Raw genomic sequence first — 18,955 nt, 5'->3', positions numbered from 1 at the left:
TGCAAACTCATTTTCTTAATGATAATTTAAATCTTATAGCCTTTTTTCTAATAAAATATTAATTCTAAATTTTTATTAGAAAAATGTTTAATAGGGTTAGTAGAGATGTTTAATTCTCTGCGGGATTTTTAATTCAATTATTAGGGAATAAAATGAGTGATAATGTATCTGTTAAAAAGATGTCATTGTTTAGTGCTGTTTTGATTGGTACTACTTCAATGGTTGGTTCTGGTTGGCTTTTTAGTGCTCAATTAACTGTTAAAAATGCTGGAAATTGGGCATTTTTAGCATGGATATTTGCAGCTATTTTAGTTTTAATGATAGCTCTTTGTTTGGGGAAAGTTGTTTCAATGTATCCTGTTAGAGGCGCTACTACTAGATCAAGTGCTATATCGCATAATAATATTTTTGCAATGCCTTTTGCTTTTGCAAACTGGTTTGGGATAGTAGTTGTAATATCCTCAGAAGCTTTAGCAACTACACAGTATCTGGCAGGTGTTAAGTCTATGGATTGGCTTATGCATAATAATATTCTAACTATGGCTGGAACAATATTTTCTCTTTTTGTTTTAGTTATATATCTTATTATTAACTTTTATGGGGTTAAACTTCTATCAAGAGTTAATAATGCCATTACAATTTTTAAGATGGCTGTTCCTGCAATTATTGTTTTAATATTCATAACATATGCTTTAATGCATAGTTCTAATCATGTGAGTATGTTTTCAGCTGATATTCCAGGTAATAGCCAATTTGGTTTTACATCTGCTTTGACAGCAATTGTTGCTGGTGGTCTTATTTATACATTTAATGGTTTCCAGACAGTTGTAGCATATGCTAGTGAAGTTAAAAACCCAGGTAGAAATGTACCATTAGCAATAGTTTTAGCTTTGATTTTAGTATTGGCATTATACCTTAGTTTACAATATGCATTTATGCAAGCAGTTCCTCATAGCTACTTAGTAAATAAAGGTGGCTGGGCTAATTTAGATTTTGAGTCTCCTTTATTGCAATTAGCAACAATATTAGGATTAGGCTATATCTCTATGTTATTGATTGTTGATAGTGTTATTAGTCCATCAGCTACGGGATATAGTTATTTAGGAGCATCTTCTAGAATGTTATATGCAATGTCTTCTGAAGGACAAATGCCAAGATTCTTTGCAAAGATAACTCCAGTTGTTAATATTTCGCGTAGATCTTTGATAGCTAATTTCATATTAGCTGCAATATTCCTACTTTTCTCAGATAACTGGACAGCTTTAATGCTTGTTGTAACAGGATTTCATATTATAGGATATATGGCTGCTCCAGTTAGTATGGGTGCATTAGCGCCTAAAACTAGGATATATGGATTAATTGTTTTTGTAGTATTAGCATTACTTTTAAATACTGTTGAAATACAAACTAATATTAATATGAGTATTATATTAATAGTTCTTATGACAATTTATGGTGCGATTGAATTTAGAAGAGTAGGTGTTAAAAACCTTATCTATTTAGCAGCACCTTTCATAATATTCTTATGTGTAACGTCACCTATTGACAGCTATCTTGTAAATGCTATATTTGGAGTTATATTCTATTGGTTTGCTACAGATAAACGCTATGTTGCCTTCTGTAAGGCTACTGCTAATGAAAAAAATATTATTGTAGATTAAAATTACTAAATCTTGTATGGTTATATTCCAGCTTACAATTTATAATATAAACCTAATATCATAAATCTTCTTTTAAATTTTAATGAAAAATACAAAATGGATTTTACTTATCCTATGTTTAGGATATTTTATAGATTTTTATGACCTCACTGTATTTAGTGTTTCTTATGTAGATATATTTAAGCAGCAATTTAATATATATGATTCTACAGAAATACAGAAGATGTATTATCTTGTTAACAATATTCAGATGGCTGGCATATTAGTTGGAGCTATAGCTTTTGGAATATTAGCAGATAGATTTGGTCGTATAACAGTTATAAAGTATAGTATTTTACTTTATTCTTTTTCAACAATAAGCTGCATTTTTATAACTAATCTACATATATTTTTATTATTTAGATTTTTAGCTTATTTAGCTTTAGCAAGTGAATTTGCAGTTTCGAGTGTTTTAATTGTTGAATTTTTCCCTCCTAAAATAGCAGCTTGGGGAATGAGTCTTCTATATGTTTTAGGAGTTTTAGGCGGTATTGTTGCAACATTATTTGGAGTATTTTCTTATCAGGTAATGTTTGTTTTTGGCGGTTTAGCTGGATTAGCAATATATTTATTTAGGAGGGTATTAGAAGAGTCTCCATATTTTATTGAACTATATGAATCAGATAGATTTAAAAATGCTGGTAGTATAATTTTTTTATTTAAAAATTATAGTAAACCATTAATATTGAATTTCTTAATTACATTACCTTATTTCTTTGTTATTACTGTAATGTTTGCTTTAGTCAAATTTATAGCCTCTGATGTTGATTTTGCTAGTTTAGTCAAAATATTTTTGTTTGGATTCTTTGCAGGAAATATTATTAGCTGTATTCTTAGTGGTTTTTATAATCAATACTTTAAGTCACCAAATTTATTTTTTGTGATAAATATAATTATATTTTTAGTAAGTATTTTTAGTTATAAATATTTATCAAGTAACGTTGTATTTTTCTATGGAGTATTTATAGGCCTTATTGGTGGGGGCTATAATATTATGTGGGCTCAATACGCAGCGACAGAATTTCCAACAGAAGTACGCTCACTAGCTTGTAATATGATATTTGCACTTGGAAGAACTAGTAGTATTTTCTTTGGAATTATTTTTGCTTCATGGCTTACTAATGAGCAAGTATTTAGACATAATGTAAATATTTTTGCTTCAATTATTGCAGTTATGGTTCTATTAATAATTATTTTTTATAAAAGAAAAAAAGTTTTAAATAAATAGCGAGTATTTTATGACAAATAAAATTCTATTTGGAATTACAGGAAGTGTATCAGCTTTTAAAGTTATAAATTTAATACGCCTTTTTATTAAGGATGGATCTGAGTGTAGAGCTATCGTTACAAAAGGAGCCCAGCAATTTATAAAACCTGAATTACTAGCTGCTCTTGGGTGTAATGTATATACTGATGAGTCATTAAATATGTATGATTATAATCAGAGTATGGCTCATATAAGCTTATCACGCTGGGCGGATAAGATATTTATAATACCAGCCTCTGCAAATACTTTAGCAAAGTTAGCAAATGGTCATGCAGATGACTTACTTAGCCAATGTATACTTGCGAATAATCAAGCTGATAAGGTATATTTTGCACCTACAATGAATGTAAATATGTGGCAAAATCAACTAACACAAGAGAATGTAAAGAAATTACAAAACTTTGGTTTTAATCTAATTTCTCCTGATGATGGACTACAGGCTTGTGGTGACGTTGGAGGAGGTAGATTACATGAGCCAGAAGAGTTATTTAAACTACTTTCAGATAATAATCTGGATTATAAAGATAAAAAAGTTTTAATAACTGTAGGAGCAACTGTAGAAGATATTGATGGAGTAAGATATTTATCAAATTATAGCTCTGGAAAAATGGGATTTGCATTAGTAAAAGAGCTAATTAATAGAGGGGCAAAAGTTACTATTCTTAAAGCAAAGACATCGATAGATTTAACTTTAAATCATTTCAATTTAAATATTATCAAAACCTTAAGTGCTGATGATATGAATCAGGCTATGTTAGAAGAAGCTAAAGATAGTGATATATTTATAGGTTGTGCAGCAGTTGCGGACTATAAAATAAAACATAAATTTGATAATAAGATTAAAAAGACTGATGAGAATTTAACTTTAGAGTTTATTAAAAATCCAGATGTCTTAGCAAATTGTAAGAAGCATTATCCTAATATATTTGCTATAGGGTTCGCAGCTGAGTCACAAAATATAACTGAATATGCCAAAGCAAAGCTAATAAAGAAAAATTTAAATATGATTGTTGCAAATTCTACAAGTGTCTTTGGAAAAGATAATTCTTCTGTAACAATTTTGTCAGAAAAGATAAGTAAAGAATATGTTAATAAAACTAAACTAGAGATTGCTAAGTTAATATTAGATTTTGCTAAGGAGATAATATGAGTATTAAAGAAATCCATATAGCTAATAAGCCATATAATTTAATAACATTAAAAAATGATAATGTTGAAGTTACTCTTCTAGATTTGGGAGCAGTTATTTACTCACTTAAAACAAAAGATAGAGATGGTAAGCTAGAGAATATTATATTGCAGTATCAAGATATTCAAGAATATTCTGGTAATCCATCATATTTTGGAGCAACTGTAGGTAGAGTTGCTGGTAGAATTAAGGATGCTAAAATTACTTTAAATAACAAAACATATAATTTAGAAAAAAATTATCAAGATAAACATACTCTTCATGGTGGATTTAATTGTGTAACTCATCAGAAGTTTGATTTTGAAATCATAAATAGTAATAAAGTTAGGTTTACAAATATACAAAAGTCATCTATGGATAAGTTCCCAGGGGATGTAACAATAAATGTAACTTATGAGTTATTAGAAAAATCTTTAGTAATAAATTTTGATGCTATATCAAATGCAGATACTGTCTTAAATATGACAAATCATTGTCACTATAATTTATCAGGAGACTACAAAGAAACTATAGTTGATCATGAGCTTAAAGTTCCAGCTACAAAATTTGTTAATGTAGATGATGATTTAATACCTACTGAGATAGCTAATTTACCAGAGGAAATGGATTTTAATAAAAAAACAAGAATTCGAGATAAGCTAAAAAAACAAGACTCTAAATATTTCCGTAAAGGCGGAATAGATCATTGTTATATTGTTGATGGAGCAATTACTCTTGAAAATCATGCTAATGGTAGAAAATTAAACGTTTCAAGCTCATATCCTGCAATGCAGATTTATACATGCAATTTTAGTAGAGGTCATATTCTTTCTAATGGAAATATATTAAAACAATATGATGCTATTTGTTTTGAACCTCAATATGTTGGATCTTTTGATGGCAATTATGATAACCATCCAGCTAAGTTAAAAAAGGATCAAGAATATAAGCATTTTATAAGGTTAGATTTTTAATTTGGTTTTCCAACACCGCTTGGTCGATTTTCTGTATTAGCATTTGAACTAGCATGGCAGCTATTACTTGCGGTAGAGATACAAGTATCATTTAGATCAACTAACGTTTCTTCTAAACATTTATTAGGTAGTAAATTAACAGTCAAAGTCGATCCTGCAGCATTCTCACAACTCCATATCAATGTAGTATTTACTATAAATGGAACAAGGTGTATAGCGGCGATAGAGTCAATAATAGGGGCCTCAGGTGAAGGGATATCTAAGTATGGAGTATTACCTAGATTAATTGTAATGATACCATTTGTAGCTATACCAACATTTTGAGGTATATTGGGAGTATTATATATATTTTTAATTTGATCTCCCTCATTAAAGTCACCCATAGAAATTAAATCATTAATATGTGCTTTTACAGCGCCAGTTTTAGTTATTTCTCCTCCAATTTTTGCTCGAGTTTTATAATCAGAATATATAGGTATAGATATGGATGCTAAGATAGCAATCAATGATATTGCTACCATCAATTCAACTAAAGTAACACCATTATTTTTAGTTTTATATAGCGTATAATTAGCTAACTTACTTCTTTTAGAAACTGTTTCTGGTAAGTTAGAATAATTATTTTTTAATTTACGCGCCATATATTACGAAGTTAAAATTATTATATAGTTATTATACATCTTATTTTTTAATTAAAAAATATTTAAGATTATCTTAGTTTTATAGAGATATTAAAATTTTGAAATTTACTATTTGAGGTTTGAGTATGAGATGGTTACTTCCAGTAATAAAGAGCATCACTTCCAAGCTCTCTTTCTATTTCTAATAAACGATTATATTTAGCTATACGTTCACTACGGCAAGCCGAACCAGTTTTTAGGTGTCCGCCATCCATAGCTACTGCAAAGTCAGCTAAGAAGTCATCTTCTGTTTCTCCTGATCTATGTGATATAAAATAACGCCAGCCATTGTCTCGACACATTCTTACAGCCTCTATAGTTTCAGAAACAGTACCTATTTGATTAAGCTTAATTAATGCTGAGTTTGCAGTTTTTTCTTTTATACCACGAGAAATATATTCAGTATTTGTGACAAATATATCATCTCCAACTACTTCTATATGCTCACCAAGTTCAGCTGTGAAATCTCTAAAACCATTCCAATCAGCTTCAGACAAAGGATCTTCCCATAGAATTATTGGATATTTTTTTACCCATTCTTTTGCCAAAGATATTAGATCTTGATTAGTTTTTTTACCAATTCCAGACCATTTTAGATCATATTTATCATCAATATTTGGAGAAAATGAACTTGCTGCTGAATCTATAGCTATTGCGATATCTTTACCTGGGGTATAGCCTGCTTTTTTAATAGCTTCTATAATTAGTTCAATAGCGGCTTCATTACTTTCGACATTTGGAGCAAATCCTCCTTCATCACCAACGCTAGTTACTAGATTACGTTCTTTAAGAATATTTTTTAATATATGAAAAGTCTCTGCTACATAGCGTAAGCCCTCACTAAATGATTGAGCGCCAATAGGTACGGCCATAAACTCTTGGAAATCAACATTATTATCTGAATGCTCGCCACCATTTAGGATATTCATACATGGTACAGGTATTCTTCTAGCTCCAGCACCACCAAGATATTGATATAAAGGTATTTTATGAGATAGTGCTGCAGCTCTCGCAGCAGCCATTGATACTCCTAGTATTGCATTAGCTCCAAGTTTTGATTTGTTTTTTGTACCATCAAGCTCAATCATTATACGATCAATTTGTGATTGTTTATGGGCATTTATTCCTATCAATGCAGGAGCTATAACTTCACTAACATTTGCAACAGCTTTTAATACACCTTTGCCACCGTAACGTGATTTATCTCCATCACGTAGCTCAACAGCTTCATTTTCACCTGTGCTAGCTCCAGAAGGTACAGATGCTGTAGCTTGTGTACCATCTTCAAGTTCTATATAAACTCTAACAGTTGGGTTACCTCTAGAGTCTAAAATTTCCATAGCTTGGATAGAAGTTATTTTATCATTCATAGATTAATCTCCTATAGTGTAAATCTATAATCTACTATAAACCATAAACAATTAAGAATAAATAATTTAGCTTGTTAGAAATAACTTATTTAATCTTTTTATATAAATCTAAAGCTTTATCTCGAGAGCTTTTAAGGTTGATTATTGGTTTTGGATAATCTTTGTTAAGAGTAATCTTCGCATCATTTAGAATACTCTCGGGAGCTTCCCATGGTTTGACTAAAAACTTATTAGGTAAATTAGCTATTTCGGGTACATACTTACGAATATAATCATGAGCTTCAAACTTCTCAGACTGTAGTACTGGGTTAAATATTCTAAAGTAGGGTGCAGCATCTAAACCACAACCTGCTACCCACTGCCAGTTAGCATTATTACTAGCAATATCTGCATCAAATAAAGTATCAAAAAACCACCTTTCTCCATATTTCCAGTAAATTAGACAGTTTTTTATAAGAAAGCTAGCGACTATCATACGTACACGATTATGCATATAACCAGTTTGCCAAAGTTCTCTCATTCCAGCATCAACTATAGGTATGCCAGTTTGTCCTTGTTGCCATTTTTTTAGAATAGTTGAGTTATTATCCCATTCAAAATTATCAAATTTTTGATTAATATTTTTATTATGAAGTTCAGGATAGTAATATATTTGATAATATGAAAAATCACGCCAAACAAGTTCTTTTATAAAGTGCTCTTCATTACTTCCAATAGTATCTAAGCCTTGTACAGCATTAAAAACTTGATTTGGAGATATTTCACCAAAATGTAAATAGGGTGATAGTGCTGATGTAGCATCTAGACTCATATAATCTCTGGCAGTTTTATAGTTTTTTACTTTATCTGCTAAAAATTCTTCAAGTATTTGGCTAGCAGCACTTTCCCCAACTATCCATTGTTTGATGATATTTTGCCAGGAGTGTTTTGGTTCTAATAGTTTTAGGGAGTCTAGATCACTTGAATCATTGAGCTTTATTAGGTTATTAAAATTTGGTTTAGTAATATTTGATCTATATTTTCTAATTTTAATAAGTTCTTTATAGAATGGAGTATAAACTTTATAGTGTGTACCATCGTCTTTTTTACATTCCCAAGGTTCTATAAGTAAGCTTCCATTAAAACTTTTTACATTTATATTTTGCTCTTGGAGAAAATGTTTAATTTCAGTATCTCTATCTATGCTATATTTGTCATAACATCTATTCCAGTAGAAGTCGGTGATATTATTTTCTTTAATAAGTTTTTTTATAACTTCTAAAGGTTTTCCAATATATAGATTAAGTTTGTTATCTAAAGATTTATTTAAACTAATTAGAGAGTGATGTAGCCATAATTTACTTGCATCACCAATATCTTGGTTTTTATCAAGTATAAATATCGCAATTGTTTTATCTGTTTGACTAGCTTGATATAAAGCAGGATTATCTGTAAGGCGTAAATCTTGTCTAAACCAATGAATAGATGTTGTTTTATGAGAATTAATTTTCTTTTTCATATTCTGTAAAATTAGTATTTCTTAAATAATTTGCCCAAGAATTTTCCCATTGAGAAATAGCTTTACCTGTAACTTTATTTATAGCCTCTTTTGTATTATTAGCATTATAGATTTGCATAAATTTATTAGCACCTAATTGTGTAAATAAATACTCAGTGAAAGAACCCGATAATATATAAAATATTTTCTTTTTATGAATTCTTTCTTCCTTAGGGCCTTTGAAGAAAACTAGGCCATTTTCTCCGACTTTATATTTATCTGCTAGTATACTGCTTAGGTTGCCATTTGAGGATATACTTTCGATATGTTTTTTTGCTAAGAAATTTAGGTTCTTACCAAAGTTAGGGAATGTTGGCTCACCACCAAGTTTTTGATTAAGATATACCGCTAGTCCTTCCTTGATCCAAACACTACGCCAATGCCAAGCGATAATATGAACAGTTTCATGTACATAAGGAGATCTACCTTGAGCATACCACGTAATAAAAGTTGTTGGATGAGCTTTATCAAGCATATGATATCCTGTTATAGCATGGGATGCTTCATGAGCTCCATATACATAGTAATGTATAGTAAAGTTTCTTTCATTCTTAGGAATTTCTAAAGTATTACGAATTTCTACAATAGCTTTATCAATTTTTTGTTGTAGATCTAATGCCTGTTGTTTAGTTAAATAGTCTTTTTGAACCCATATTATTGATAATGGTTTATTAGAGTTTGTTTGAGTTGTTTGTTTTGATATATACTCTTGTCCTCCATCTTGAATTCTTTGAATTATTTCATCATTTCTTTCTATATTGCCGTATTTTCCATAAGAAAAGCATAAGCTACTGGAGAGAACTATTGCTACAATTATAATCAAACTTTTAATATAGGTTTTCATAGCCTTTACATTAGCTTACTCATTTATAATTATATTGTATAACATTTCAACATGTTCTTGAGAATCATTTAGACAAGGTATTAAACTAAACTCTTTACCACCTTTATCTAAGAAAGCCTGTTTTTCAGTGATCGCTAGTTCTTCTAAAGTCTCTAAACAATCAACACTAAAACCAGGAGCTATAACAGTTACTTTTTTATTTTGCTTAGCAAACTCGTCTAGTTTGATAGTAGTATATGGCTCTAGCCATTTTTTAGGTCCAAAGCGAGATTGGAATGATAATTCAAAATCTATCTTTGGGTAGTTATTCTGTAAAGATTCTTTAACTAAACGGTAAGTTTTATGACAATGACAATAGTAAGGATCACCTTTATCAAAATACTCTTTTGGTAAACCATGAAATGAAAATAATATCGTATCTGGAGTATAGTCTAAATTCTGTAAGTGATCTTTTACTTGCTGGCTAATAGTTCTAATATGAAATTTATTATCATAATAAGGGTTTATACCTTTAATAGTAGGTTGCCATCTTAGTTTTGATAGAACTCTATAAACTTCATCATAAACAGTAGCTGTAGTAGTTGCCGAATACTGCGGATATAGTGGGAAAATTATTATTTCAGTAGCTCCTTGTTCTTGTAAGCTTTTAATCTTGCTTTCAATACTTGGATTACCATATCGCATAGCGCAATCAACTATATAGTTATCTAACTTTGTATTTAACTCTTTGGCAAGGTTTTCTGTATAAAGCAATAATGGAGATTTATTGTGCTTTTTATTCCAAACTGCTTCATAAGAGTGAACATTCTTTTTTGAACGAATAGGTAAAATAATTAGGTTTAATACTAATTTCCATAAGATTGAGTTAACTTCAATTACTCTTCTATCAGATAGAAATTCTTTTAAATATTTTTTTATAGATTTAGCATCAAAACTATCTGGGGTACCAAGGTTGATTAGTAAAATTGCTTTTTTGTTATATTTTTTGCTATATTCTTGCATTTTATTATTTAAGTATAGAATTTATCTAGATGTTATTGTAACAAAAAATAGTTCTTCTAAAGTTAATTTTTATTTATATAAGAGTTAAACAAGCTATAATTGAATGTAGACTAATAAAGGTCTTAGTTAGGAGATATAAACTATGAAAAAAATTGTTTTAATGTCTGTAGGGATATTAAGTTTTGTTGTAAGCTATGCATATGTATATAGTCCATATATGTATGAAGGGCCAGAAGTTCAAGAGGAAATGGCGGAAGGCTCTGCTTATGTACCACCAGATAGAGAATTTATTAACTCAAGATATGGTGAATATATAGATAATAGAGAGACTGAGTTTAGACCCGATCAAGATGCTCAAAGGCTTTTCTGGTCTTATAGTCAGCCATAGTAAGGTAATATTTCAAAGTCTTAATTTATGTTGTATGTCTATAGTATTTTAGATCAGTCATTACAACTCTTATATAAGAACTATTTTTATCAAAGAAAACAAAAGAAATGAAAAATACAAAAAGAGCTCGAAGGTTAATCAGGAAAAGAAAAAGATTAGAGAGCTCAAAATTTTTGGGCTTTGTAGCACATAAACTTACAAATAAAAGTCTATGGATTGCTAATTATGATAGTGTCGCAAGAGGTGTTTTTGTTGGGTTCTTTTGGATGATGATTCCTTTACCATTACAGATGACTCCAGCTATTATTTCAGCAGTAGTTTTGAAAGCAAACATTCCAACAGCTATTTCAACTGTGTGGATTAGCAATCCTTTAACTTGGGTGCCGATGTATCTAGGCAATTATATATTTGGATGTTTTTTGCTTGGAGAGCAGGTTGACATTTCAGATTGGAAAACATTTGGTACTTATATGCTAAATCATTTACATGAGTTTTGGCAACCATTGTTTTTAGGTAGCTTTGTAGCTGGTATACTTGTAGCAACTGCTGGATTTTTAGCAGTTTATGTATTAAGGTTCATAAATCATGTTTTATTAAGAAAAACTAGGTAAACTAAACTATCAAGAAAAAGCTTTATAGATAATTCAAATTTGGTACTAGTCAAATATTAAATGATTAATTTAATCTAGCTGTTAATTATTTTATTTAGTATCATTTCACGATATATAAAGTTTTGAGTTATTTTTATAAAATGCAACAATGGCACCAATTACAGTTTAGTGTAAAATCTAATTTTTTTGAGATTATTGAAGACTATCTTTTTAACAATAATGCAGGCTCTATAACAAGAGTTGATAAAGCTAATGATATTGTTAATGTTATAGTATTGTATGAAAACCACTATGATATAGATCTTATTATAAGTACACTTAAAGAAGAGTTTAAAAATATCTTAGAAAGCCAGATAGATTATGAAGTTATAAAAGATCAGCAATGGGAAGCTGCTTGGCTATATGATTATGATCCAATTAAAGTTGGTAGAAATATAGTTGTCTATCCAAATTGGCGTGAGTTACCAAATGATAATGATCACACTTATATTATCGTAGACCCAAGTATTGCTTTTGGCTGCGGCAATCATGAGACTACAAAGATGTGCTTAGAATGGTTAGAAGATCATGTGACTGAGAACTCTAAAGTTTTAGACTATGGTTGCGGTACAGGAGTTTTGGCTATAGGTGCTGTGAAATTAGGAGCAAATTATGCCGAAGGTATAGATATTGATCCAAATTCTATAGAGTCATCTATTAAAAATGCTGCAGAAAATAATGTGACAGAAAAGACCCACTTTAGTGATAACTCACCGACAAAAAAGTTTGACTTAGTGGTAGCAAATATCTTTTCAAATGTGCTAATAAGCTTAGTTGAAAGTATTACCGAAAGTCTAAAGCAGGATGGTAGGTTAGCTTTATCTGGGATAATAGAAAATCAAGTTGATGAAGTTCAAGCAGAATTTAAGAAATATGGCATAAGCTTTAATAAACTAAAACAGATGGGACAATGGTTCTTATTAGATGGTGTCAAAAATGGGCTTTAAAATAGCTGATATTGAAATAGAAAATAACGTTGTACTTGCGCCTATGGCAGGTTTTTGTGATAGTGCTTTTCGTACTATATGCAAAGAGCATGGAGCAGGACTGATATATACCGAGATGGTTAGTAACAAAGCAGTGGTAGATCGTAACTGGGAAACCATGGAAATGCTCTATATGGAAAATAGTGAAAAACCCCTTGGTATTCAGATATTTGGTACTGATTTAGAGAGCTTTGTTGGAGCAACCAAGTATATTGCAGAAAATACAGAATGTGATTTTTTAGATATAAATATGGGTTGTCCAATGCCTAAGATTGCTAAGAAACTCCAAGCAGGAGCAGCACTTCTTAAAGATGTTAATAGAATTCATGAGATACTGACAGCAGTAGTAAATGCTGTACATAAGCCTGTTACTGTAAAGATGCGTATAGGTTGGGATGATGAAAATATCAATGCTATTGAAGTAGCTAAAGCTTGTGAAGATGCTGGAGTGAGTGCTATAGCATTACATGGACGTACTCGAGAGCAGATGTATACTGGTAAAGCAAACTGGGATATTATCCGAGATGTTAAAAAAGCTGTCGATACTGTAGTGATTGGTAATGGAGATGTATTCTGTCCACATAGTGCTAAAGCAATGATAGATCACACAGGTGTTGATGCTGTAATGGTAGGGCGTGCATCACGTGGTAATCCATGGATTTTTAGACAAATTGCAGAGTATCTAAATACAGGAGAAATAGTTCCTCCACCTACAGCAATAGAAAGAGTTGAGGTATTAGGTGAGCATCTAAGACGCCTTATAAAACTAAAAACTGCTAAAGTAGCTGTTAAAGAAATCCGTACTCATGCAAGTTTTTATCTCCAAGATATGCCCAACTCAAAAGAGTTTCGTCAGAAATTAAATCAGTTAGATAATGAAATTAATATTTTTAGTCTATTAGATGAGTATAAGGACTTTTTAGCAAAATCTGTTTAATCTTTATGTCTTTGTAAAATAATTAGCAACACACCACAAACACAAATCAAAACTCCCTCTAAATAAAATAGGTCTATAGATATATATGACTCAATAAATACAAGTGCTCCAAAAGCAAAATATTGAATTAGTGAGAATAGTCCTGAAGCGGCATTAAATAATGTCTTTACATTTGTAAATATTCTAGTGCTTGCGATAGAGAATGTTATTGAAGATGCTAAGTTAAGTAATACCCCTGGAATGACATATATAAAAGCATAATCCCATGTTTTTAGACCAACTAGTATTGCCAATATACCACTTAATATAAGAATTATAAGCCCAAGTTTAATTATGGAATTTCTATGTATAAACTTATCTAAGATTTTAACAATTATAGGGCAAAGTAATCCTGGAAGTGCTAATGGGAACAAGTAAAAGGCTAGATATTTTGCACTAATGTTGAAGGTATCAGCTAACCAAAATGGTAAAGCAATAATATAAGTCCATGCAATAGCATCTAAAATTGCTACAAATAATGTATAGCGAATAAACCATTTTGTTTTTAAATGAAAGAATATAGTTGTAATATTTTTTATAAAGCTAGTTTGTTGAGTACTATTTTGTCTTTCTTTTAATTTAGCAATTGCAATGATTATAATTACAAGCCAAGCAAGCACTAGTACATAGCCGAACTGCCAGCCTAAATAAAATCCAATCCAACCCGAGAAAAATGGAATTATAAAAGAGCAAAAATACACTCCCATAAAGGCTATAGATATTGCATGCTGCTTTTGTTGAATATTATTAAAATAAATAAAAGGAAAACCTCTAGAACATACAGAAAGAGAAAGGATAATACTTGTTGCGATAATATAAGCTAATGTAAATATTATAATATTTGCAGTTAAAAGCATTATGCCAGTTATTATAAAACTTAGAATGCTTGCATATATAGCAAAGCGTTTAAGTCCTACGTGATCAATTAAAGGTCCTGATATTAGAGGAGATATTGATGAAATAATGAGCGATAAAGATAGAATCTGCTGAATACTTTGATGTGAGACATCAAAAAAATGACTCATATCGTCAACAAAAGGTAGTCCAGCTTTTATAATTACCCAGTAACAGCTCATTAATATCATTGGATAATAGGCTAAGTACTTATTTTGCATAATTTTAATATTTAATACTTTTATCAAAGAGTAGAAGTATATTTGTATATTGAGATTATAATGAGATTTCTTAGAAAGAATATTTTTTTATAGCTGTAAAATTATTTTTTATAATTTATAAGTTAGGTTTAAAAAAGCTAAGAAATAAATTAGTTATCTTCTGCTTGATTATGAGTATCTAAATTAACAGAGAATGTAAATACTAAGAAGTTTGGCTTGAACTCTGGATCTAAACCAGATGTTGGAGATGTGAAATGTTCGTGGCTAACTACATTAAAGACATTCCAAGCATTAAGTGGTTGGTTAAACTTATAAGTACCAGGGAACATATAATCCATATTTCTAACACTGAAAACATTCCAGTTTTGTAAGGGTTGGTTAAATGCTCTAGCTCTATAAAACATATGATCCATATTTGTCACACTTGAAGTATTCCAATTACCTATAGGCTGATTGAAGGTATCAGCATGAGCAAACATATAGCTCATATCTTTAACATTTGAAGTATCAAAGTCAGTAATATTACCATTGAGTTCTTTAGCATCTTCAAAAAGATTACTCATATCTGTGACGTGTGTAGTACATATATGATCGATTTTTTTACCTTGATAAATAAAAGGCATATTTCTTCTTAAAAGATTAGTAACATTACCATCTCTTATCGATATATCATCAACTACTAATGTATAACTATTTCCTACACCATTTTTAATTAAATCGCCAACTTGATTTTTAGGACATGTATAAGTTGTTGGTTTTGCTACAGTTTCTTGAAAAGGATTGTATTCATCATATATATTGCTTACAGTTTCACAGCCTGTTAGAGATATAAATAGTGACGACAATGCTAAAATAGCTACTCGCTTAGAAATAGACATCTTATTTATGATATTTTTTTGTTGAAGAGATTATATGATATATCGATAATTAATTAAAGATCTAAGCTAATGTAAAAGTTATTTTAAGACAATTATAATTTTAATTAGACATATTTAGTTTCTAGTAGAAAAGCTAAGCTAATAATCATATTATATAAAATATATGTGATTAAAGATCTCCTAAATGTCATATTTTGAAGCAGATACCAAGGCTAAACTTATAACCCCAAAACTACGTGATAGTGGCTGGGATGAACGTAGTATTACACGTGAATATTATTTTACAGATGGGCGTAAACAAGCTGGTGGCGCTAGAGGTGAAAAAAAGTTTGTAGATTATCTATTACGTTATCAAGATATAAACCTAGCCATAGTTGAGGCAAAAAAAGAAGATGTAAACTATAAGCAAGGTCTGCAACAAGTTATCACGTATGGTAGAGCACTAGATGTTGAATATGTTTACTCAACAAATGGGCATAATATCCTTGAGTATCATATCCCAACAGGTCAAAGCCAAGATATAGATGAGTTTCCGACACCTAGAGAACTTTTTGAGCGTAAATATCCAAATATTAATAAAGTTAGACAAAATGTCATTACACAAGAGTTTTTCTCAGATGGGACAAAGACACCACGCTATTATCAAAAGATAGCTGTACAAAAAACTATAGATGCTCTTAGTAGTGGTCAAGATAGAATCTTACTAACATTAGCGACAGGGACTGGTAAAACATATATAGCTTTTCAGATAGCATATAGAGTGCTTGAATCAAGATAGCGAAAAAATGATATAGGTAATAAAAAGCCGCGAATCCTGTACTTGGCAGATAGAAATATCTTGATAGAACAAGCTATGAATGAGTTTAACCCGCTAGAGAATGATTGTAAAAGATTACAAGGTGTTTCGATTAAGAAAAATGGTGGTAAAGTGCCAATTAGTGGTAATATCTTTTTTGCAATCTATCAAGCAGTAGCCGAGAATAAAAATCGCCAGTATTTAGCTACAGATAGTGAGGATGACAGCTTAACAGCATATTATAAGCAATACCCAGCAGATTTCTTTGATTTGATAATTATAGATGAGTGTCATCGTGGTAGTGCTAATGATGATAGCTCATGGCGTGAGATTATTGAGTATTTTTCTAGTGCCGTATATCTAGGGCTGACAGCTACACCTAAAAGGGATGTCAATGGTGATACTTATGATTACTTTGGTGAGCCTATTTATGAGTATTCCCTCAAAGATGGTATCAACGATGGTTTTTTGACTCCGTATAAGGTCAAACGTATCACAACAAATATTGATGAATATCGACCTAATACTCATGATAGTGTAGATGGAGATTTGCCAAATAAAGTCTATGGTATTAGCGATTGGGAGAAGACTATCACTAGTCAACAACGCCATGAGCTAATTGCAAAAACTGTGTTAGATAATATTAACAAGATGGATAAGACTATCGTATTTTGTAAAAATCAAAATCATGCACTAGAACTAAAGCTAGCGATAGATAACTTTAAAAAGGTTAAAAATCCTGACTACTGCGTGCGGGTGACTTCTGATGAAGGACAAATTGGTCGTGATTACCTCGAGCAGTTTCAAGATAATGATAAAGATATTCCTGTAATTTTGACATCATCAAAAATGCTAACTACTGGTGTAGATGCTAAAAATGTCCGCAATATCGTGCTGACAGCTCCGATAGAGTCAATGATTGAGTTTAAACAGATAATCGGTAGAGGTACTCGAACTTTTGAGGGTAAAGACTTCTTTACAATCCTAGATTTTGTTAAAGCGAGCGATAAATTCTATGATAAAGATTGGGATGGTGTCGCTGATGCGGTTACAGATGTCAAAGCTGATGGCAAATCTAAAGATGATACAAAAGAAGTTAAAGAAATAGATCCTATAGAAAATCTTAAAGAAAAAGATGATGAGCCTAAAAAACACGAGCCAATCAATATCACAATCAAAGGGCGTAAGCTCAAAGTACTAGATATAGAGACTAGTTATGTCGGAGTTGATGGGCGACCAATTGCAACACAAGAATATCTTGAGCAACTAATAGGCGTATTAGGTAAATATTGCCAGCATAATGAGCAAGCTCTCAAAGATGCTTGGGCAAATCCTAAATATAGGCAAACACTATTAGACAAGCTTGAGGAGATGTTAAGCTTTGGGCAAAATATCGACAATATCAAAGCGATATTTAAAGCAAAAGATAGCGATATCTATGATGTGCTAAATCATCTGGTTTTTAGTAAAGATATTATCACTCGTGAACAAAGGGCAGTTGCTGCAGAGTCATCAGAGTTTATACAACAGTTACAAAATGCTAAGGCGAGGGAGTTTCTACTTTTTGTCTTAAATAAGTATAAAAAAGATGGCGTGGTTGAGCTAGAGCAAAAAAGGTTACCGTCATTAGTTGAGTTAAGTGGTCTTGGGACAGTTTCGGAACTTGCCAATGATTTTGGCGGTATGGCACAGTTAAAAGAAAGCTATTTGCAGTTGCAGAGGGAGATTTATAGATAAATTGATAGAATTTATGGTAGGGGTCGAATCCATTTCGACCCTAATTTAAAAATTTGGAATATGATTATAAAAGGGCAGATATAGAATCTGCCCCTACGACAAATAATAAAATTGTGAAAATGTATGGTAGGGGTTGACCTGCGTGTCAACCCGTTATGAAATATAAACCATAATATGAAATAGGGCTAACACATAGGTTAGCCCCTACGACAAAAAAATGTAATATGATGAACCAAAATAACCAAACAAAATATTTTAAAAATCGTAAAAATTTGCGGTTAAAAAATTATGATTATTCATCGAATGGTGCATATTTTGTCACAATATGTGTCAATAATCGTGAATGTTTGTTTGGTAATATTATTGATGGTCAGATGTGTTTAAATGATGCAGGATTAATGGTTGATGAAATTTACCGTGATTTAGAAAATAAATTTGCCAATATACAATGTGGTAAATATGTGATTATGCCAAACCATTTTCATTGTGTAATTCATATTTGTAATGATATTAAATCAAATGTAGGGGTCAACCTATGTGTTGACCCTAAATTAGAAAAGGGCGAACACGCAGGTACGCCCCTACATAAAATAATTCAATGGTTTAAAACCATGACAACCAACGCATACATCAACGGTGTAAAAACCAAAAATTGGCAACCATTTGATAAACGCTTGTGGCAACGAAATTATTATGAACATATAATTAGAAATGAAAATTCATACAATGAAATTATAAAATATATCCAACTAAATCCTTTGAAATGGGAATTAGATGAATTAAACCCAAAATTTGAGAACAAAAATGCAATCAAAAAGACTGTTGAATTAATATCCCAAATTGTTAGATATATTTTGTAAAATACAGATGTTACAGATATTAGTATT

Annotated in this window: 16 protein-coding genes and 1 pseudogene; 10 read left to right on the top strand and 7 right to left on the bottom strand. The window is 30.8% G+C overall.

Annotated elements, in window-relative coordinates:
- Positions 1-152 precede the first annotated feature (152 nt).
- The 4 genes from R8535_RS04025 to R8535_RS04010 all read left to right on the top strand — a co-directional run bounded on the left by R8535_RS04025 (position 153) and on the right by R8535_RS04010 (position 5,109).
- Entirely contained in the window at positions 153-1,661 is a 1,509-nt protein-coding gene (locus R8535_RS04025; RefSeq protein WP_329496837.1) for an APC family permease, read from the top strand.
- 82 nt (positions 1,662-1,743) lie between these two features.
- Positions 1,744-2,928, top strand: a complete 1,185-nt coding sequence (locus R8535_RS04020) for an MFS transporter (RefSeq protein ID WP_329496838.1) — start codon at positions 1,744-1,746, stop codon at positions 2,926-2,928.
- A 10-nt stretch (positions 2,929-2,938) separates the two neighbouring features.
- On the top strand, positions 2,939-4,117 hold the full coding sequence (gene coaBC / locus R8535_RS04015) for a bifunctional phosphopantothenoylcysteine decarboxylase/phosphopantothenate--cysteine ligase CoaBC (protein WP_329496839.1): 1,179 nt from the start codon (positions 2,939-2,941) through the stop codon (positions 4,115-4,117).
- Positions 4,114-5,109, top strand: a complete 996-nt coding sequence (locus R8535_RS04010; protein ID WP_329496841.1) for an aldose epimerase family protein — start codon at positions 4,114-4,116, stop codon at positions 5,107-5,109. The genes coaBC and R8535_RS04010 overlap by 4 nt, the downstream gene beginning before the upstream one ends.
- Here the strand turns inward: R8535_RS04010 and R8535_RS04005 are convergent.
- The 5 genes from R8535_RS04005 to hemH form a co-directional block, all read right to left on the bottom strand.
- On the bottom strand, positions 5,106-5,750 hold the full coding sequence (locus R8535_RS04005) for a pilin (RefSeq protein WP_329496843.1): 645 nt from the start codon (positions 5,748-5,750) through the stop codon (positions 5,106-5,108). The two genes, R8535_RS04010 and R8535_RS04005, sit on opposite strands and share 4 nt — an antisense overlap.
- A 134-nt stretch (positions 5,751-5,884) precedes the next feature.
- Positions 5,885-7,159, bottom strand: coding sequence for a phosphopyruvate hydratase (gene eno / locus R8535_RS04000; RefSeq protein WP_329496844.1), 1,275 nt, complete (start codon positions 7,157-7,159; stop codon positions 5,885-5,887).
- Between the two features lie 85 nt (positions 7,160-7,244).
- Positions 7,245-8,657 carry a cryptochrome/photolyase family protein gene (locus R8535_RS03995; RefSeq protein ID WP_329496846.1) on the bottom strand — a complete coding sequence of 471 codons (1,413 nt, stop codon included), beginning with the start codon at positions 8,655-8,657 and terminating at the stop codon, positions 7,245-7,247.
- Positions 8,641-9,540: a hypothetical protein gene (locus R8535_RS03990; RefSeq protein ID WP_329496848.1), complete on the bottom strand. Its 900-nt coding sequence runs from the start codon at positions 9,538-9,540 to the stop codon at positions 8,641-8,643. The genes R8535_RS03995 and R8535_RS03990 overlap by 17 nt, the downstream gene beginning before the upstream one ends.
- 15 nt (positions 9,541-9,555) lie before the next feature.
- Complete coding sequence (gene hemH / locus R8535_RS03985; protein WP_329496850.1) at positions 9,556-10,542, bottom strand: ferrochelatase; 987 nt, start codon at positions 10,540-10,542, stop codon at positions 9,556-9,558.
- A 142-nt stretch (positions 10,543-10,684) separates the two neighbouring features.
- On the opposite strand from hemH, the gene R8535_RS03980 reads away from it, so the two are divergent.
- From R8535_RS03980 to dusB, 4 genes are all read left to right on the top strand, one after another.
- Entirely contained in the window at positions 10,685-10,930 is a 246-nt protein-coding gene (locus tag R8535_RS03980; RefSeq protein WP_329496852.1) for a hypothetical protein, read from the top strand.
- Positions 10,931-11,037: 107 nt separating this feature from the next.
- Positions 11,038-11,541, top strand: coding sequence for a DUF2062 domain-containing protein (locus R8535_RS03975; protein ID WP_329496854.1), 504 nt, complete (start codon positions 11,038-11,040; stop codon positions 11,539-11,541).
- Positions 11,542-11,681: 140 nt separating this feature from the next.
- Entirely contained in the window at positions 11,682-12,527 is an 846-nt protein-coding gene (gene prmA, locus R8535_RS03970) for a 50S ribosomal protein L11 methyltransferase (RefSeq protein WP_329496856.1), read from the top strand.
- Positions 12,517-13,503: a tRNA dihydrouridine synthase DusB gene (gene dusB / locus R8535_RS03965; RefSeq protein WP_329496857.1), complete on the top strand. Its 987-nt coding sequence runs from the start codon at positions 12,517-12,519 to the stop codon at positions 13,501-13,503. The genes prmA and dusB overlap by 11 nt, the downstream gene beginning before the upstream one ends.
- Here the strand turns inward: dusB and R8535_RS03960 are convergent.
- Together R8535_RS03960 and R8535_RS03955 are read right to left on the bottom strand one after the other, a co-directional pair.
- Positions 13,500-14,657, bottom strand: coding sequence for an MFS transporter (locus R8535_RS03960; protein WP_329496859.1), 1,158 nt, complete (start codon positions 14,655-14,657; stop codon positions 13,500-13,502). The genes dusB and R8535_RS03960 overlap by 4 nt on opposite strands.
- A 149-nt stretch (positions 14,658-14,806) precedes the next feature.
- Entirely contained in the window at positions 14,807-15,535 is a 729-nt protein-coding gene (locus R8535_RS03955; protein WP_329496861.1) for a BspA family leucine-rich repeat surface protein, read from the bottom strand.
- Between the two features lie 184 nt (positions 15,536-15,719).
- Here R8535_RS03955 and hsdR point away from each other — a divergent pair.
- Together hsdR and R8535_RS03945 are read left to right on the top strand one after the other, a co-directional pair.
- A pseudogene (gene hsdR / locus R8535_RS03950) lies at positions 15,720-18,068 on the top strand (EcoAI/FtnUII family type I restriction enzme subunit R).
- A gap of 224 nt (positions 18,069-18,292) precedes the next feature.
- Positions 18,293-18,928 carry a transposase gene (locus tag R8535_RS03945; RefSeq protein ID WP_329496863.1) on the top strand — a complete coding sequence of 212 codons (636 nt, stop codon included), beginning with the start codon at positions 18,293-18,295 and terminating at the stop codon, positions 18,926-18,928.
- Positions 18,929-18,955 lie beyond the last annotated feature (27 nt).

The sequence above is a fragment of the Francisella sp. 19S2-4 genome (assembly GCF_036281795.1).
In the GTDB taxonomy this organism is placed as follows: Bacteria; Pseudomonadota; Gammaproteobacteria; order Francisellales; family Francisellaceae; genus Francisella.
Note: the sequence above shows the minus strand (reverse complement) of the source record. Positions and strands in the feature narration are given on the sequence as shown.

What these genes read in the sequence shown, in the direction of transcription:
- R8535_RS03945 (WP_329496863.1), top strand. Translation starts at nt 18,293, where the DNA reads ATGATGAACCAAAATAACCAAACAAAATATTTTAAAAATCGTAAAAAT.
- R8535_RS03980 (WP_329496852.1), top strand. Translation starts at nt 10,685, where the DNA reads ATGAAAAAAATTGTTTTAATGTCTGTAGGGATATTAAGTTTTGTTGTA.
- R8535_RS04025 (WP_329496837.1), top strand. Translation starts at nt 153, where the DNA reads ATGAGTGATAATGTATCTGTTAAAAAGATGTCATTGTTTAGTGCTGTT.
- R8535_RS03955 (WP_329496861.1), bottom strand. Translation starts at nt 15,535, where the DNA reads ATGTCTATTTCTAAGCGAGTAGCTATTTTAGCATTGTCGTCACTATTT.
- R8535_RS03960 (WP_329496859.1), bottom strand. Translation starts at nt 14,657, where the DNA reads ATGCAAAATAAGTACTTAGCCTATTATCCAATGATATTAATGAGCTGT.
- dusB (WP_329496857.1), top strand. Translation starts at nt 12,517, where the DNA reads ATGGGCTTTAAAATAGCTGATATTGAAATAGAAAATAACGTTGTACTT.
- R8535_RS04020 (WP_329496838.1), top strand. Translation starts at nt 1,744, where the DNA reads ATGAAAAATACAAAATGGATTTTACTTATCCTATGTTTAGGATATTTT.
- coaBC (WP_329496839.1), top strand. Translation starts at nt 2,939, where the DNA reads ATGACAAATAAAATTCTATTTGGAATTACAGGAAGTGTATCAGCTTTT.
- prmA (WP_329496856.1), top strand. Translation starts at nt 11,682, where the DNA reads ATGCAACAATGGCACCAATTACAGTTTAGTGTAAAATCTAATTTTTTT.
- eno (WP_329496844.1), bottom strand. Translation starts at nt 7,159, where the DNA reads ATGAATGATAAAATAACTTCTATCCAAGCTATGGAAATTTTAGACTCT.
- R8535_RS04005 (WP_329496843.1), bottom strand. Translation starts at nt 5,750, where the DNA reads ATGGCGCGTAAATTAAAAAATAATTATTCTAACTTACCAGAAACAGTT.
- R8535_RS03975 (WP_329496854.1), top strand. Translation starts at nt 11,038, where the DNA reads ATGAAAAATACAAAAAGAGCTCGAAGGTTAATCAGGAAAAGAAAAAGA.
- hemH (WP_329496850.1), bottom strand. Translation starts at nt 10,542, where the DNA reads ATGCAAGAATATAGCAAAAAATATAACAAAAAAGCAATTTTACTAATC.
- R8535_RS03990 (WP_329496848.1), bottom strand. Translation starts at nt 9,540, where the DNA reads ATGAAAACCTATATTAAAAGTTTGATTATAATTGTAGCAATAGTTCTC.
- R8535_RS04010 (WP_329496841.1), top strand. Translation starts at nt 4,114, where the DNA reads ATGAGTATTAAAGAAATCCATATAGCTAATAAGCCATATAATTTAATA.
- R8535_RS03995 (WP_329496846.1), bottom strand. Translation starts at nt 8,657, where the DNA reads ATGAAAAAGAAAATTAATTCTCATAAAACAACATCTATTCATTGGTTT.